Source organism: Falseniella ignava (genome assembly GCF_002847645.1).
Lineage (GTDB): Bacteria > Bacillota > Bacilli > Lactobacillales > Aerococcaceae > Falseniella > Falseniella ignava.
Map to the genome: position 1 here is coordinate 26,842 of NZ_PKHE01000013.1, position 17,903 is coordinate 44,744.

Annotated in this window: 14 protein-coding genes; 9 read left to right on the top strand and 5 right to left on the bottom strand. The window is 40.1% G+C overall.

Translation table 11 applies throughout. The features are described from left to right. Positions 1–139 precede the first annotated feature (139 nt). The 3 genes from CYJ57_RS05460 to CYJ57_RS05470 all read left to right on the top strand — a co-directional run bounded on the left by CYJ57_RS05460 (position 140) and on the right by CYJ57_RS05470 (position 2,685). Positions 140–1,030, top strand: a complete 891-nt coding sequence (locus CYJ57_RS05460) for a nucleoside hydrolase (RefSeq protein ID WP_101954380.1) — start codon at positions 140–142, stop codon at positions 1,028–1,030. A gap of 8 nt (positions 1,031–1,038) precedes the next feature. Beyond that, a complete protein-coding gene (locus tag CYJ57_RS05465; protein ID WP_101954381.1) occupies positions 1,039–1,683 on the top strand; it encodes an HAD family hydrolase in 645 nt (214 codons plus the stop codon). A gap of 93 nt (positions 1,684–1,776) precedes the next feature. Then, entirely contained in the window at positions 1,777–2,685 is a 909-nt protein-coding gene (locus CYJ57_RS05470; protein WP_101954382.1) for an alpha/beta hydrolase, read from the top strand. A 625-nt stretch (positions 2,686–3,310) separates the two neighbouring features. On the opposite strand, the gene CYJ57_RS05475 is transcribed toward CYJ57_RS05470, so the two are convergent. Beyond that, positions 3,311–3,625, bottom strand: a complete 315-nt coding sequence (locus CYJ57_RS05475; protein ID WP_101954383.1) for a type II toxin-antitoxin system RelE/ParE family toxin — start codon at positions 3,623–3,625, stop codon at positions 3,311–3,313. Then, positions 3,618–3,884, bottom strand: coding sequence for a type II toxin-antitoxin system Phd/YefM family antitoxin (locus tag CYJ57_RS05480; RefSeq protein ID WP_101954384.1), 267 nt, complete (start codon positions 3,882–3,884; stop codon positions 3,618–3,620). The genes CYJ57_RS05475 and CYJ57_RS05480 overlap by 8 nt, the downstream gene beginning before the upstream one ends. A 358-nt stretch (positions 3,885–4,242) precedes the next feature. On the opposite strand from CYJ57_RS05480, the gene CYJ57_RS05485 reads away from it, so the two are divergent. The 5 genes from CYJ57_RS05485 to CYJ57_RS05500 all read left to right on the top strand — a co-directional run bounded on the left by CYJ57_RS05485 (position 4,243) and on the right by CYJ57_RS05500 (position 9,741). Beyond that, on the top strand, positions 4,243–5,376 hold the full coding sequence (locus CYJ57_RS05485) for a helix-hairpin-helix domain-containing protein (RefSeq protein ID WP_101954385.1): 1,134 nt from the start codon (positions 4,243–4,245) through the stop codon (positions 5,374–5,376). Positions 5,377–5,497: 121 nt separating this feature from the next. After that, on the top strand, positions 5,498–6,433 hold the full coding sequence (locus CYJ57_RS05490; RefSeq protein WP_101954386.1) for a DUF4268 domain-containing protein: 936 nt from the start codon (positions 5,498–5,500) through the stop codon (positions 6,431–6,433). Between the two features lie 65 nt (positions 6,434–6,498). Next, positions 6,499–6,642 (top strand): virulence RhuM family protein, encoded by a 144-nt coding sequence (locus tag CYJ57_RS07820; protein WP_180764402.1) that lies wholly within the window; start codon positions 6,499–6,501, stop codon positions 6,640–6,642. Positions 6,643–7,214: 572 nt separating this feature from the next. After that, positions 7,215–7,430: a hypothetical protein gene (locus CYJ57_RS05495; RefSeq protein WP_101954387.1), complete on the top strand. Its 216-nt coding sequence runs from the start codon at positions 7,215–7,217 to the stop codon at positions 7,428–7,430. A 121-nt stretch (positions 7,431–7,551) separates the two neighbouring features. Next, a complete protein-coding gene (locus CYJ57_RS05500; RefSeq protein ID WP_101954388.1) occupies positions 7,552–9,741 on the top strand; it encodes a PTS sugar transporter subunit IIABC in 2,190 nt (729 codons plus the stop codon). 70 nt (positions 9,742–9,811) lie between these two features. On the opposite strand, the gene CYJ57_RS05505 is transcribed toward CYJ57_RS05500, so the two are convergent. The 3 genes from CYJ57_RS05505 to CYJ57_RS05515 all read right to left on the bottom strand — a co-directional run bounded on the left by CYJ57_RS05505 (position 9,812) and on the right by CYJ57_RS05515 (position 12,887). Further along, a complete protein-coding gene (locus CYJ57_RS05505; RefSeq protein ID WP_101954389.1) occupies positions 9,812–11,344 on the bottom strand; it encodes an AcpB/EbpR/MafR family transcriptional regulator in 1,533 nt (510 codons plus the stop codon). Positions 11,345–11,408: 64 nt separating this feature from the next. After that, complete coding sequence (locus CYJ57_RS05510) at positions 11,409–12,380, bottom strand: M protein trans-acting positive regulator PRD domain-containing protein (RefSeq protein ID WP_101954390.1); 972 nt, start codon at positions 12,378–12,380, stop codon at positions 11,409–11,411. 45 nt (positions 12,381–12,425) lie between these two features. Next, entirely contained in the window at positions 12,426–12,887 is a 462-nt protein-coding gene (locus tag CYJ57_RS05515; protein WP_143826742.1) for an AcpB/EbpR/MafR family transcriptional regulator, read from the bottom strand. Positions 12,888–13,278: 391 nt separating this feature from the next. Between CYJ57_RS05515 and CYJ57_RS07825 the strand changes: the two genes are divergently transcribed. After that, positions 13,279–17,903, top strand: a 4,625-nt coding sequence (locus tag CYJ57_RS07825) for a Rib/alpha-like domain-containing protein (RefSeq protein WP_180764403.1), incomplete at its 3' end; no start/stop codon positions are given.

The window sequence follows — 17,903 nt, forward strand, 5'->3', positions numbered from 1 at the left end:
ACTTTTATTAAGCACTAAGATTCGAGTATAAAGGAAGAAGACGCGATATATAGGCGAAACTATCGACCGAGATAAGGCTGAGTGAGAACTTGGCCTTTTTGTAGGTTTGCATGAATAGATTGAATAAGGAGGTCTCATTATGCGACAGGTTTGGGTTGATACGGATCCTGGGCTGGATGATGCGGTGGCGATTGCCCTATTAGCAGCCTCTTCCTCTTGGGAAATTGTGGCTCTATCAGCAGTCGGGGGAAATACATGCTTGCCGATTGTCAGTCAAAATTTGGTCAATATTGCGCACCAGTTGGGCCTAAAGGTGCCGGTCATCAAGGGGCTCGACCGGGAGAGCCGCTACATGATTTCAAGCCATTCTGACTTGAAAAGCCAAGGCCAGTTGGGTACTAGTTCAGTAACTGATCGAAGTCGAGCTGGCTTCTTCGACCAGGAAGAGTCACCGGTTGAAACGGGGTCACTTAATCAACTCATTCATCTTCTGAGAACGAGCCAAGGTCCAATAACCTTACTGACCTTGGGTCCTTTGACGAATGTGCAGTACGTGATGGATCAGGCCCCCGACTTAATCGATAAGCTTGATCAAATCATAATGATGGGTGGCTGTCTGGGACCAGGTAATTACGGAGACCGGGTGGAATTTAATTTTGGTTTTGATCCTCAAGCAACCCGCAAAGTGATGTCGCTCGAATGTGCCAAAACGATCATTCCTTTAGAGGTCGGTAAGCAAGTGTCCTTTGAGATGGATACGGTCAGGGAATGGCCAGTCTGGCAAGCAATTGGCCCCCTTGTCCAACCTTTCTTGCTTGACCTACATGGGGGACAAATGCCGCAAGTTATCAAGTTCTTTGACCTCATGGCAGCTGCTTATTTGATTCACCCTTCAGCTTTTGAACAAGTGGTGCTGAACTTGACAGTTGATGAACAAGCTGCCATTCTACAAGATAAGCAAGTAGGGTCCTCAGTTCACTGGACCCAAACAGTTGATTCCAAGGCAATCTTGGACTTGATGAGAAAGTGAGAGATTTTATGCAGTATTATTTATTTGATTTAGACGGCACCCTTGTGGATCCGGGAGTCGGTATTACTAGTGGTGTTCAATATACCTTGAAACACTTTGGTATCGAAGTGGAAGACCGTCGTCAGCTCTACCCTTTTATTGGCCCGCCTTTACTGGACTCTTTTATGGATTTTTTCAATTTGAATGAGATGCAAGCCAAAGAGGCTATAGATTATTACCGTGAGTATTATGGGGCCACTGGTTTGTTCGAAAATACGGTCTATCCAGGAATCAAGACGGTCTTAGACCAATTGAAGAGTCAGGGTAAGATGATCGCTTTAGCGACTTCTAAACCAGAAGTTTTCGCTGAACGGATTCTGGCACATTACAAATTAACGGATTACTTTGATTATATCGGGGGTGCGACCTTTGACGGGGTTCGCTCACACAAGCTGGATGTGATCCGTTATGTCTTGCAAGTATTGGGGAATCCAGCTTCGGACCAGGTCGTGATGGTGGGGGACCGTAAGTTTGATGTCTTAGCGGGTAATGAGCTGAGTCTGACAACGGTTGGGGTTCTGTATGGCTATGGCAGTCAAGCAGAACTTCAAGCTGCGAAGGCGGATTATATCATCTCACAACCTACCGATCTGTTACAGATCTTCGATCAATAGGGAAAATAAATAGGAAATTCATAACAAACAAGTTTCTTGAAAAGCAGCGGCTGGGGATTGAGTGGCAGTAATTTGAAAGGGTGAAAGATACAAATGTGGCAAGTATTTACTTGGGGGATAGTGGGAATTCTTATCTTAGCGGTGATCATTTATTTAGGTTTTTCCTATTATTTTGCGCGGATGCTCGCCTTTCCTAAGACGGTCACTTTAGACCAAGAACGCCAATATGAAGAAGACAAGCAGATGTGGCTTGACTTTGACCAATTACCGCGTGAAAGCTACCAGGTCAAAGGATGGAAAGGGTATCCCTTGAAGGTCGAACGGATTCTAGCAGATCAACCTTCTAGGCGCTATGTGATTATTTCCCACGGATATACTTCTAACCGTCTAGGCGCAGCCAAATATGTCCCAGTCTATCGTGCGCTGGGCTATCATTGTATCATCTATGATGCTCGGGGACATGGAGAGAATCCTGTTACTGCCGTCTCTATTGGTTACTTAGAGGGGAAGGACTTACTCGCCATTATTGAGGATTGTTATAAGCGTTATGGAGCTTCCATTGAACTCGGCTTACATGGGGAGTCGATGGGGTCAGCGACTTCCTTATCCGTTCTAGCCTACCAACCGAAGTTGGACTTTGTAGTAGCGGATTGTGGTTTTGCGGACTTACGCCAATTGATCTTGGAAGCGTATGGACGTTACTATTCGAAAATCTTCCTACCAGGTATTAGCCTAGTAACCTGGATCTTGTATGGCTTTCGCTTAGGTGATACGCGACCCATCAAGGCGATGGCAGACAACCAGTGTCCGATTCTCTTCATTCATGGCAGTCGCGACACATTGATTTTACCCCACCACAGTATCGCTATGGCAGATAGGACGCCAGCCTATACCCGTTATCAAGAAGTTCCAAATGCTGTTCATGCTGGTAGCCGTTTGATTTTGGGGCTCCCTGCTTATCAAGCTATCATCGCGGATTTCCTCCAGTTCATTGGGAAGTGATTGGCAGAGGGTTGGGTCGGTATAGAGGAAGACTGCTTGAATCAAGTCGCTTCAAGGTAGTTCGGAGTAACTTCGTTCTGAGAATACGAGAATGGCGTGTCGGTTGTCGTAACTTTCGCTTGAGAATACGAGAATGGCGTGTCGGTTCTCGCAACTTCTGTCTGAGAATACGAGAATGGCGTGTCGGTTGTCGCAACTTCTGTCTGAGAATACGAGAATGGCGTGTCGGTTGTCGTAACTTTCGCTTGAGATTAGTAGAACGGCGTCCTGGTTCTCCTAACTTTCGCCCGAGATTAGTAGAACGGCGTCCTGGTTCTCCTAACTTTCGCCCGAGATTAGTAGAACGGCGTTGCGGTTCTACTATTTTTCGTTCGAGATTAGTAGAACGGCGTTGCGGTTCTACTATTTTTCGTCCAAGATTAGTAGAACGGCGTTGCGGTTCTACTATTTTTCGTTCAAGATTAGTAGAACAAACTGTTCATTCTCATAAAGTTAGTTCCGTAACAGGAGAACTGCCTACAAAATCATCATTTTTGACAATATTCTGACCGTACAGTAAATACTTAAACTTTTCAAAATTCAGATTATCGTTCCATCAAAAAACACTCTCGGATTGAGAGTGTCTCTAAATAAGATATTCCCATTGTCTTGATGAGTGTAGAATCCGATGGATATACACAAAATGGTGACTGTCATCAACTGTATCGAAGATAAGATATTTTTTATAACGTGTATAACGATACCCCTTACTAGCTAAGTAGTCATCTCTAACGTATTGGAATTTTTGAGGCATAAATGCTAATTGCTCGAGCATTTTTTCAATACCATCAAGAAAATGTTCAGCTGTACCTGGAGAAGTCAAATCCGTTTGAATATAGCGAACAATCTCTCTTAAATCATTTTGTGCTGATTCAGTAACTTCAATGCGATACTCATTCATTTGTCAACTCTTCTCTTAAATCGTTCATGACGTCTTTGAGTGGCTTGGTTCGACTGGTACTAACATCCTGCTCACTGGCTTTTAATAAAGAATAAAGTTCATGTTTTCCGATTAACCGTTCATAGGCTTGGATACTCATTACCGCCAAATCTCCACGACCATTTTTGGTAATAAATACGGGAGAATTGGTTTCATTGCAAAAATTAGAAATATCATTATAGTTATTTCTTAAATCTGTACTTGATTGAATTTTCGGCATTAAAACCACACCTTTCTAAAGGTATAATACCATTATTTCTTTAGACATACAATGCAGACGATGTGAAAAATACGAGAATGTGTTCTCCGTCCTCATAACCTCGGCCTGAGATCAGTAAAACGGAGAAAGATTTTAAATATAAGAGTTAAGCTGAATCTATAGCTATGGAACATATTTCCACAACTCTAGAGAAATCGGACTATGTTTAACAGCATGCCATAGTTCTGCATCTCTTAATTTGGTATACTTTAGCCAGTTGGATAATAAATGAAAATATAATAATTAAGTGCGCTAATAAGTAATATCGGTATAAAAGTAGAAACTTATTAGTATTTAAGACTGAGAAAGGAAAGATTTTATGTCACGCGAAACAGAAGCTTTTTTTAGACAGTTACAAGTTTTTCTAGACCAACATGAGGATGAATTTGAGAACATTGATGAGGCAATTAACTATTATGTAACTCAATTTAATGCTGGTTTGATTGATGAACCGGAAGATGATACTGATAGAGCTTTGGATTTGTTAGAAATGGCATTAGATTATGAAGATGCTGACGAGCGCTTAGCATTATTAGAAGAGGCAAATCAGTTGGACCCTCACAACTTGGATATCTATTGTGCTTTATGCCTTGAGCGCTACGGTGAGATGGGAGCCATTCCGTACATCGAAGAAAAGACGGCTGAATACTTTAAAACTCATCGTCAATCAATCAAAGAGTCGTCTTATGCGCGAATTGAGAATCGCCCTTATTTTCGTGCCCGTAAATTTTTGTTAGACTTCTATAAGCAAGAATATCTTTTAGGAAAGGCTGAGAATACAGCAAAAGAATTGTTACGTAATAATCCTAATGATAATTTGGGAGCCCGTTATAGTTTGATGGGGACTTATGTACTATCCTTCCAGCATAAAAAAGCTCGGAGTTTTTTCAAAAAAGAGCCCATGCATCAAGAAGACGATCAAATGTTGTTCTACATGGCAGTCAGTTTGATTCTCGATCAAGATATTCAATATGCTGAACGGATTATTAAGAAGTTATTAAAGATTAATCCGACAATCACTCGATTTTTCATCGAACGAGAATTTGACAGTTTTCTTGTCTATTCTTTTTTACCAGATGAATATTATCAACCCAATTCAGAAAGGTCACTTGCGATTGCTTTTGCTGAGGTGTTGAGTTTGTTTCAGCATTCCGAATATTTGTATTGGACTTTCCAAAAAATACTAAAGCAAACCAATCCGGAATATTTTGATCAATATTATGCGCAGCAAGTAAATTGGCTTAATTCTTACGCAGAAGCGAATAAATTGGCTGGAACTGGAATCTTTACTAATATTTCTAGCCAATATGTTCGTCCGCTATTATTAGAAGGCTTGCGAAAATTAGAAGACTTCCAATCCAAGTATGAGCGCGAAGTCCTAGCGATTGACGGCATTGGAAAAGGTACAGTGAAGAAACTAAGAGAAAATGGTGTTACTTTTAAAGGGGAATAGAAGATATCATTATTAGCAGCAGTTCATTAACTCTTTTATTTATATATTTTAGAAAATTAGAAATTATTGAGCGGAATAAATACAATGGCTGATATTTAGATAAAGAAAAGGTAGGTAAAATATGAGTTCGAATATTCCTTTAGGAAAATTAATAGAAGTTGATATAAGAGAATTGTGGGCACATGAACAATATAACTTTTCTAATTGGTTAGCTAAAGAGGATAATATTGAATTGTTAAATGAAGCAGTTGGTCTGACACTCGCTGATATTGACAAAGAAGTCTATGTTGGTTCTTATCGATGCGATTTAGTAGCTGTTGATGAAACGACGGGTGAAAAAATTATTATCGAAAATCAGTTAGGCTCTACGGATCATGATCATCTAGGTAAAGTGATTACTTACGCCTCAGGTCTGAATGCGACGGTCATTATTTGGATTGTGAAGGAAGCTCGAGAAGAACATAAGAGTGCAATTGAGTGGCTTAACAATAATATGGCAGAAGAAATATCTTTTTTCTTATTAGAGGTTAAAGCATACAGAATTGGAGACTCTCTGCCTGCCCCAATGTTTAAAATAGTTGAAAAGCCTAATGATTTTATTAAGAGCAATAAAAACGTAAAAAATGGAGATTTATCTAAAACGCAAGCCGAAAGACTTAACTTCTGGACTGAATTCAATCGCGTTGTCACTGAAAGAGGTAAACCATTTAATCTTAGAAAAGCCACGACGGCTCACTGGTATGACGTTGCAATTGGTACAAGTGAAGCTCTTATCAGTATTACTTTAGTTAATAAGGATGGAAGTATCGGAGTAGACCTGTATGTTCGAGATAATAAAGATTTATTTGATAGTCTCTATGAAAATAAAGACGAAATAGAATCAAAACTAGGATTCAGGATGCGCTGGGAAAGATTAGACGACAAGAAAGCCTCAAGGGTCAAGTCTTACATTTCCGGCTTGAACTTCAATAAACAAGATAATTATCCCGAGCTGATGAATCAAGTGGTTGACAGAGTAGTTAGAATACGAGATGTTTTTAAGGGGTATATATTGTAAGGATTGTCGCGAAGTTGAATAGATAGTCGAAATTCCATACCTATACATGAAAGGGGGATATAGCTTTGGAACAATTATCCATTCTACTTTATGAAACTACAAGAGAAAATGTCTATGTTAATGTATATTTTAAATCCGAGACCTTCTGGATGAGCCAGAAGATGACGATTGGTTTATTTGGTGGTAGTTCGGACAAAATTTCATTGTAACTTAATAATATTTTTAAAGAAGAATTAGAGATGGAGCAACTACTGAGGAATTATTAGAAAAACTGCATGATCTGTAGAAATTTTGGCGGAATTATCACAATAAGGTTCTAATATAAAGAAAATCGGGGAAAATCATCAGAATAAAAACTGTTTGTGTAGAAACCTGAAATGAGAAATGAGAACCTATGTCGGGTTCTCGTTTTTTGTCTGAAGATACGAGATTGGGCTGTCGGTTCTCGCAACTTTTGTCTGAGAATACGAGAATGGCGTGTTGGTTCTCGTAACTTTCGCCTGAAGATACGAGAATGGGCTGTCGGTTCTCGCAACTTTCGTCTGAAGATACGAGAACGGGGTATCGGTTCTCGCAACTTCCGTCTGAGAATACGAGAATCGGGTGCACGTTCTCGTAATCTCCGTGTACAACATCTATGAAGATGCCTCCCAAATGCTCCACAACCCGTGTTCCAACAAACTATTTCTGAAAATACACTTATTTGATAAAAAATTAACAAATACTTGCAGAGAAAAGTTCTGCTTTGCCTTTGAATTTGGTATAATCGGAGTAGGTAGTGATGAATCGAGCAATAGAGCGAGCTGAACATCAACTAATACAAAAAAGTGTGATGCTTGCTGATTACTGCGGCTTGAATCCTTGTATAGGCGCAGCCTCTGCCTGCAGGGACGGACTTATTATTAATTTTTTGCAGCTACAAGTCACAGTTTACTTGAATCATCGCTACGACTACAAATTGGTATGGCTCCCACTCGGGAGCCATACTGATTATTAAAGGAGAGTGGGCAATCTACGACCAACCAAATTCACACTACCAACGCTGGACGAGCTATCCTCGCACAGCGCATCTAATATACGTATTTCAATAAAACTCATCAAGAGAAGGGAGAATATTAGTGGATAATTTTTTTAGTTTAATGCAACGACTCGGTCGGACATTTATGTTGCCAATCGCGTTACTGCCCGTTGCGGGCTTGTTCTTAGGAATCGGTGCCACCATAACAGGTGACGCATTTGTCGCGCAATATGGTCTTGAATCGATTCTGGGAGACGGAACGTTCTTAAACGGTGTCCTATCTATTTTAACGGATGTCGGAGATATCATCTTCGGTAACTTGTCACTGCTTTTTGCGATTTCAGTGGCGACGGGATTTGCTAAAGAGCGTAAAGAAGTAGCAGGGCTCTCAGCGGTTGTCGGATTCTTAGTGATGTATCGGTCGTTAACGAGCTCGATCGCACATTTCGGAAATATCGAAGAATTGCGTGGGATAACCGGACTCGTTGGATCGGTGCTCGGAATGGATGACACATTGAACATGGGAGTGTTCGGTGGGATTATAATGGGGCTGACCGTAGCGTACTTACATAACAAATACTACGACGTGCGCTTCACCGATGCGCTATCGTTCTTTGCTGGGACACATTTTGTTCCGATTATCTCAAGTGTCGCTGGATTGGTACTGGGCTTTATCTTAGCCTTTGTCTGGCCATACGTGGGAATGGGTATTGCTTGGCTCGGTGAGACGATTGCCGGATCTGGCGCCATCGGTTCGTTCTTCTACGGTTATGTCTACCGTGCTTTAATTCCATTTGGCTTACACCACGTCTTCTACTTACCGTTCTGGCAAACAGCGATGGGTGGTTCGATGGAAGTGGCCGGACAAGTGGTCAACGGAGCGCAAAATATTGTCTTTGCGCAATTGCAAGCGGGCGAAGTAATTGCACCAGCTGCAGCGAAATATTTCTCATTTGCCTTCCCGATGATGTTATTCGGTTTCCCAGCAGCTGCGCTAGCGATGTACCACACGGCGCGCGAAGACCGTAAAGACGATGTAAAAGGGTTACTATTATCATCATCACTGACATCATTTATTACCGGGATTACTGAACCGATCGAATTCTCGATCTTATTCGCATCGCCGTTCCTATACTATGGAGTGAACGCGGTGCTTGCCGGTCTATCGGTTATTATTGTTCAATTCTTAAAAATTGGTGTTGGCTTCACCTTCTCAGCAGGGTTCTTGGACTTCTTCCTATACGGAATGTTACCAGGTAACGCACGCACCAATTGGATTATCTTATTAGTTTACTCAATCATCTGGGGAGCGCTCTATTACGTTATCTTCCGTTGGGCGATTGTCAAATGGGACCTAAAAACACCAGGCCGTGAAGCGGACGACGAGGCAACTCGCCTACGTACTAAAGATGAATACCGTGAAGCACATGGCATTGGCGAGGATGCGAAAACTGGTGCTAACCTTTCACCTGAAGAACAACGTTCTGCGCAAATCCTTGAAGGTCTCGGCGGATACAATAACTTAGAAGAATTCTCAAACTGTGCAACGCGTCTACGCGTAACGGTTAAAGAAGCTGATAAAGTGGACCAAGCAGTCTTACGCCGTACCGGTGCGGCTGGGGTAACCCAATCCGGCAAATCGGTTCAAGTTATCTACGGAACGCAAGTCGGCGGTATTGCGACAGACTTAGATCACTATATCAAACGTCACCGTGATAGCTTGAGTCAAGCTGTGAACTCAGAGCCAACCTCTGTAGCGACAGTAGCAACGGAAGCTGAAGTTGAAACACCAGCGCCAACTACAACGACTGAAGGCACTACTCAAACATCCGAACATACAGCCCAAGACATCTTTTCGCCACTAACCGGTCAATTGATGAACTTGGCAGATACACCAGACCCAGCCTTTGCCAGTGGTGCGTTAGGTCAAGGTGTGGCAATCGAACCAAGTGCGGAAGAAGTTGTGGCGCCGTTTGACGGGGAAGTGGTCATGATCTTCGGCACCAAACATGCCATCGGTCTGAAATCAGACGCTGGTGTTGAAGTGTTAATCCATATCGGATTGGATACCGTCAACCTCGCAGGCGAAGGCTTTGAGACCTTTGTCGAGCAAGGTGCTCGCGTCACTAAAGGTCAAAAACTGATTACTTTCGATGCGCAAAAGATTAAAGACGCAGGGTACTCAACCGTCACACCGGTAGTTATTACGAATGCCAATGAATTTGGCGAAGTCACACCGGTTCCTGCTCAATCGATTGCCACCGAAGACTTAATTATTACAGTAAAATAATCAACACATACAAAAACCCCAGTATCTAGAAAGCATACTGGGGTCTTTATCATGTTCAGTGTATATTTTATTAATTCGGAGACTCTTCAACAGTATGTTGACCATCTGATGAACGTAAAAGTTTGATTAGGCGATTAATCTGATTGACATGAGCATTCGTTGGAATACCATCAACGCCAACAAAGAAACGACATCGTATCTGACGCAATTCGTAATCTGAGATCACAATGTCCCAATTTTGCATCGTGCATTCATGGAATTCAATCGGGTTCGTCACTAATTGAACATTCGTGTCGTGCATATTGGTTGATTGAAGAAAATGTTGAAATTGACGACCTGCAGCGACATTCTCTAAGAAGACTAATATATTTGGTTTATGTTGGTGCTTGCGAAGTTGCATAATCAAATCCGGCCAATAGGACATTAAATAAAATAAAATCAAATTTTGATCGTAAATATTTTTGCCATTATTGAAGGGCAGAAAGAATTGAACCATCACTTGCCGCGCATCTTCGTAAAAAGATGAACTCAACTGATTTAATAGATCAAAGAAATTGTCTGCAGAATAGGTTCGTTTTCTATTCAAAATATTCGGTGGAGATACCCGAACCGCCATCAAATTATATCCCATAATCACAAGGAAATTCTTTACTTCGAGGGTCAATTTTTGAATATTATACTTCTGAGAAATATCATCAAGCTGATTATAAAATTCAATCACTTGATAGGCAAAATCTTCATCTTGCGTCATTTTGAGGTTCAGGTGGTCTGAGTTTACAATCACTTGATTATTACAAATCCCCACTAATACTTGTTCGATATTGCTGTCTGTTGGCTCGAGCCCAATTTCTTTTAGTATTTGCACTAAGGTTTGAGGATATTTTTGTTCAGGATGATTGATTATCCAGTACGATGAATCAAGTTGCCACTGATTCGTCGGTACTCGGTGCCCTTGAAGCGTTCGATCGATGTTACTGGCAATATTATAGTAAAAGGTTCGATCGTTTGAAAAAATTTCTAAATATGAAAATCGTGACGCGAGTGCGCGAAAAATCTGATGGATTTGTTGCATATTGAATGGATAAAAGGGACATTCATCGACATGATAATACATCGTCAAGAAATGCGGAATTAAAGTCCGAACCGCTAATTCATTACCGACGAGGGTGAGAGGATTTTTACTGATTTCCACTTCAATATGATGTGACTCAAAAAAATCATTCAGCTCGTTTAAATAGCGGTAGCCTGTTGAACGGCTAATATAATACTGATTAAATAGATCTGTCACATTCTCGAATCGCTGAAAAATAATATCATCAAATAATTGAAAAGTAATCGTATCTCGAGCAAACATCCGGAAAACTTCATCATAGCTCGCAATTTGTTTGAATTTAATCGAAACCAACTCATGAACAATATTAATTTCGAGCTGCTGATCACATAATTCTTGTATTTCATGCAGATCGCGTCTCAATACTCGCTCAGTAATATCAAATTTCTTTTGCAACTCGATAAAACTAGTAAATTCTTCCGGTTGTTTCAAGACGTAGTCAATTAACTCCAACTGTCGATATTGTTTATGACTAAATAAATTGGCAAACATTGGCTCACGTCCTTTCTGATTTTATAGGTATTTTGAAGCAATAAATCAATAAAATAGCAGATTCTTACTTAATATTCACTAGACTGTATATAGTCTGGTCAATCAATTGGAAGTCCTTTTCAGTTGGGAAGCGATGAATCGAACAGACTGGTTTATATTGCAACGGTGGGATCGGGAAGGTTGTAATGATTACATCGTAATCACTACTATCCAAGGTCAATGGATCAATGTCTTGTCCTGTGTAGACATGATAATGGACATAAGGTCGTTTATTTATATTTAGCACATCAACCATAAAAGCAGCATGATCGATATTATTATCACTGATTACTGCACAGTGAATGTGACGGATTTGATCGGTAAAGAGATATTTAATTAAATGAGGCCAGTGGGTAATCAGCTCATAGACTAATACGTTATGCATTATCTCGCTGGAATCGAGCTTCATTGCTTCAATATATTCATGCACTAATTGCCGAGCATCCGTTACAAAATCACCGATATAATATTGTGTTCGTTCAATAAAATTCGGTATATAAGGGTATAAAATATTAAAGGTCTCGGTCTCCCACTTGAATAAGTTCGCCGTATTATGTAAATACCCTGCTAATCCTACGGCATCTTCAATCGGGACACGGTATTTCTCTGAGAGGTAATGAATAATCCGAGCTAAATGTTCAGTTGATTGACGAACCACTTCTTCGGCTGTTTCGTTAATCATTTCTTCTTCGACTGGAGAACTCAGAGCTTCTTTGGCGTAAGCAACAAATAATTGTTTAATGTTTTTTAAATTTAACTCGAATCCGAGTTGTTGGGCGATTTCTCGCATTCGCTCCGCTTGTTGAGGTAATTTAAGAAATTCTTGATATACAATATCAACGGCATTACTTTCAATAAAAATACGGTGATTTTGTCGTAAGCGGATAAGATTAATACTGATTGAAAATAATAAGAATCTTAACGTTGAATAATTTAATTTGTCACAGACTAAATCGTATGCAAAAATAACAAGTTCTTTTAAAGCCTCGACGCCAATATCATCAAAAGGCCATTCATCGTAATCTGCTAATTCTGAATAAAATTAGAAGAAAAATCGAATATCAACTTCTTCACCATCAAAAGTCAAGGAAGGGTAGCATATTTTTATGTGATAGAATTCGAGCGCTTGATTGAGTTTATTAACTAAGCGATAGATGGTTGAAGGACTCGTATAGAGTTCTTTCGCTACCTGTTCGAGCGTAACGTTAGATTCCCGAAAAATATAATCTAACAAGCGAAAGCCAAGTTCATGTTTCAAAAAGTAACGGTAAATCGCTCGATAATTTTTCCCTTCAGCATAGGTTAAGTAAATACCCTGACAAGTATTATGAATATGAAGAAAATCAAAGTTATTATTGATTTGCTGGATGTCATTTTTTAACGTACGCTTTGATACTACAAGCTCAGCAGCAAGTTGTTCTTCTTCAATTGGATTCGTCAGTAAATCGAGATGTTCAATCAACTGTAGTTTGCGTAAAGTTGTTTCTGAAAGAATTTGGCGCAAGATTAACCTCCTCCCATCAATCTATAAATTGTAAACAATACGTCTTAAAATGTTAATTAAAGTAATTAAACATATAACAATTATATCATATAAAAAAGGCTTTATAAACGAAAAGAAAGCGCTTTTCCACTAAAGGCATTCAAAAAATTAAAAATTAATATAAAGAATGAACAGGTTTAACACTTTATTTCAAAAATGTGTTTTTAAAACATAAAATTGAAATGAAAAAGGATGAACTGAAAGACCCTATAAAACATGATATATCAACATTTTTGACTATCTCATCGCGAACAATCCCAAAAAATATTCAAAAATTGAAAAACGTGAGACAAATGAGTGATATGCTTGATGTATGATGGTTATATAAAAGATTTTATAGGAGGTAATTGTTTTGGTAGGTAAGAACAATAAAAAGTTATTACGAGAAAAACAATCAAACAAAGTTTATAAGTACGCGATTAAGCGTCTGACATTTGGAGTTGCGTCTGTAGCAATTTCAGCCGGACTAATGTTCGCGGGCGGTACGATTGCAAGTGCAGCAGAAGAGGCATTAGCTGACGCTGCAACTACAGAAGAATTTACAGTACCGGAAACAGAAGGTGAAACAGCTGAAGCAGGTATTGATTCTACCGGTGACCCTGTCCCTGTTTCAACAGACGAATCTGATGAGGAAGAGCCAACTGAACATGAAGGTTTAGTAGAAGAAACAGCTACGCCCGAAGCGACGGCACTTACATCAGAAAGCACTGAAGCGTTTCCTATCGTTGAGGATATTGAATTCACTGAAGACCAAAAAGCACGCTTAGCAGCAGCAGGATATGAAGAATATCAAATAGCTAACCTTGAAGCTGAAGCTCAAGTTGAAGCGCAAACTGTTGCAGATGTAGAAGCGTTTGTTATCAAAAAAATAGAAGATAAAGCAGCTGAAAAACCGGAAGTGCCTAAGGTTGCATATGGTGCGGAACCAGCAGCTGGTGAAGAAAACGAATTTGAGGTTAGTGGTGAAGAGGTAAGCCCAGCCGTTAGAGATGCTGCAGCACCAGAAGACACATCTACTGATGCAGATGCAAAAGATGCAGTTCACGGCTTTGTAGGTGTCCTAGTTGGCGGTGACATAAACGCTGACTTAAAGGCAGAAACAGGCCAAAGATTCAAACCAATTGAAGGAGTAAAAGTTTACTTCCAATGGTATGAAAGAAAAGGGAACAGAACTTCACCTACTTATTATGGAGTATCTGGGGCTGACGGACAGTTCCACATTAAAATGAAACCATATATTGGTGAAGATGGAAAATTAGTAAAATTCGATGCTGATACAACAGTATCAGGAGGAAGTGAATCCTACAAGATGTGGGTTGATAAATCTACAATTCCAGATGGCTATCAACTTCAATACTCTACAGGAGAAGGTGTTGAGTTTACAGATAGAAGAGTTGCTGGTGGTGGATATAACTTAGGACCAAATACTCTTGTAAACTACAGAGTCCTTCTAATGAAAAAACAAGATGAAGGAAAGATGCACAAGGAAGCGACTCCAACAACTCCACAAATTTCTAAAACTGGTCAAGGAGCAGTATGGGGGAAAGTTTCTTGGGACTATGAATCTGCAGGCGGAGTCCAATGGGGAATCGTATCAACTCCAACTTCACCAGCTGAAGGAGTAACAGTTACAGCATCTTACCTATCTGACTATGCGTTGAAACAAATTTATAGTGCAGAGACAGCGAATATGCTAGGTCTTTCCAAACCAAGTGATATTCGTGGATCAGGTTGGACATTTAGACTCGAAACCCAACTACAAGAATGGATTGCAGAACAAGTTGCAGCTGATAAGGAAAACTGGATCGCAGAAACTGTAAGTGCAAAAACAAATGCCGAAGGTAATTACCTAATCCAATTCAAGGGAACTTGGGGACCTCATAGAAATACTTCTGCAGTAGCTGACTATACAAGAGTAGCAGGTAAGTATTATGCACTCGATGCCCATAGATGGACTGAGGAAGAAGTAAACCGTCTAGGTACAGTAGCAAAACGTGCAGATGAAGGTTCTTTCTTAACAGGAGCACTTGACTGGAATGAAAAACACGTTAACTCTGATTGGTTATTTATCTCAACCAAGGATACAGATGATGTTGTAAAGAGAACGCCATGGAACTACAACTGGTACACAGGTTCTAACAACGCTTGGGGTATCCACGGTGGTTGGGCGAAAGCAGACTTTGGTGTATCTACAGTTCAAGCTGCTAACTCTACAAGAGCAGACTTTAACCTAGCCCCAGCAGAAATCAAGTTTAACATTACAAACTTTGATACCCAAAAAAATACTGCAACACCAGGCGATGTGGCAGTAACAAACACTGCAGGTCTTCCTTACAAGAATACAAATGATTCTTTCAAAATAGTTTGGTATGACCAAGACGGAAATAAGATAAAAGAAGAACCAACACAAAAACCTACATCAACAGGTGCATTAGCAGAAGCAACTTATGATACAAAAGATGTAAAAGAAACAAAAACCTTTATAGCAAAACTTCACTATGTTGACTCAAATGGAAACTTAGGACAAGTTTTAGCCCAAGATGCTTTCACTGTTAAGATTAGTAAACTTGTCGTTTCAGCATATGATGAAGTGAGTATTGAAAACCCTGCAGCTAATGATGATTCTATTAAGGGTGCAGCATATTCAGCTGAAGGTCTTCCCGAAGGACTTACTATAGATGAAAAAACAGGTACAGTATCAGGAAAGGCAAAAGTTCCTGGAAAGTACACTGTAACTGTTACAACCTCTATTCTTGATGAAGATTCTGGAGAAACAATGGAAGCAACATCTAACTACACAGCCCTTGTTACAGACTCGCCACTAGAACAAGGAGAAGTGGATGTTGAATACAAGGAGACGGTAAAACCAGCAGAAGTTGAAGGTTATGTATTTAAAAATGTTTCAGCCAAGTTTATTGATGGTAAAGCTATTGAAGGCCTAACAATTACGGGAGATCAAATTTCAGGAACCCCAAAAGCAGAAGTTGCAGCTACTCAAGAAGATCCAAATGTAGAAGTAACCTATGATATCTACAAGCTAAATTCTAAGGGCGAAGAAGTCCTTATAAAAGAAGGTCATAAGGATTTAGTACCTTTAGAAATTACCAAGGCAGCTTCTCAAGCACCAAAATATGAACCAGCCTATGCAGACACAGATGCAACACCAGGCACAGAGGTAACTACAGATGCTCCTAAGTTCCTAGACCAAAAGAGCACAGAAGCTACAAAACCAGAAGCCAAACCACAACCAACCAGTGTAAAATTTGCTTTAGGCGATGGAGCTCCACAAGGTGCAACTATTGATGAAACAACTGGTAAAGTAACTTACACACCAACTGCAAGAGATGCCAACACGACTGTAGATATTCCAGTTAAGGTAACCTATTCTGACGGAACTATTGATGAAACTCTTGCTAAAATCAAGGTTGGACAAGCCCAAGCTGATTCTTACCAACCAGAATATACTGAAGCAGATGCAAAAGCAGGCGCACAAACCACAATCACAGCTCCTAACTTCAAGAATAAAGATGGTCAACCAGCTGCAAAACCAGATGGAGCGAAGTTTACCCTAGCTAAAGATGCTCCAACAGATGCAACCATTAACGAAGATACCGGTGAAATCACTTACACACCATCGATCGACCAAGCTGGTCACACAGTAAATATTCCTGTAATAGTAACTTACAAGGACGGCTCAACAGACGAAGTAAAAGCTCCTATAAGAGTTGCAGAAGCAGACAACTTAAACTACGAACCAGATTATAAGTCAGTAGTAGCCCAAGTTGCACACCCTGTAACAGTAGAAGCTCCAAAGTTCCTAGACAAGGAAAATAAGGAAGCGAGTCCACAACCAACAGGCATGACCTTTGCCATAGAAGAAGGCTTTACAGTTAATGGGGCTATCGAAATAGATCCTAAGACAGGTGCAATCACTTATACAGCTGTAGATGCCGATAAGGACACTGTAATTAAAGTACCAGTAATAGTAACTTACGCAGATGGGTCAAAAGAAAGCGTAAAGGCAAAAATCGATGTTCCATCAGATGCAAACTTCTATGATCCGAAAGCTAAACCGCTAACAACTGAACAAGGTACTGTTCCACCTGCCAAAGATGGTGTTGATTTTGAACATACGCCTCCAGCAGATACAAAATACGAATGGGAAGCACTACCACCAGTAAACAAGGCTGGTAACACAATAGGTACAGTTAAGATAACTTATCCAGATGGAACTACAGATACAGTAGAAGTACCAGTAACTGTAACAGCAAGTGAATCAAAAGTAACAAAAGTTGATGATACCAACAAAAAAACGGTAGACCCAACAGATCAAAAACAAGGTACTGGTATAGTAGTTACAAACCCAGACGATACAACTAAAGTTAGTGCAACAGATGCAAATGGTGAATCTGTACCAGCAGTAATTAATAAAGAAACTGGTCAAATCGAAGTAACACCAGGCACAGATGCCAAGGGACCTATCACTGTAACAGTAACAGACAATGACTTCCCAATAGGGGAGACTTTTAAAGTACCTGTAAAAGAAAAGAGTGCGACACCAGTAATCACAGTACCAAAAGCTGGAGATCAAACAATCTCAGGTACAGGAATAGCTGGATCTCAAATTTTTCTAGCAATCCAAGGTGGAGAAGGTTCAGAAGATACACAAGTAGCTAATAATATAATAGTGGGACAAGATGGCACATGGACAGCTAATGTTCTAGCCGGCGTAAACTTAAATGAATACGACATAATTCTTGCAACACAAACTGAACAAGGTAAATCTGTATCAGATGAAGCCCGTGTAGCAGTACAAGCATTAACAGACGCTGAAAAGAACGATCCAGAAGCAGCAACATCACCAGATGCAACTACTCTAGTAACAGAATTAAACGTATTACCAAAAGCTGAAGATGGAATTGGTAACAAAGGTCAACTCACCAACGTAAAACAATACGTATGGAGCCAAACACCAGA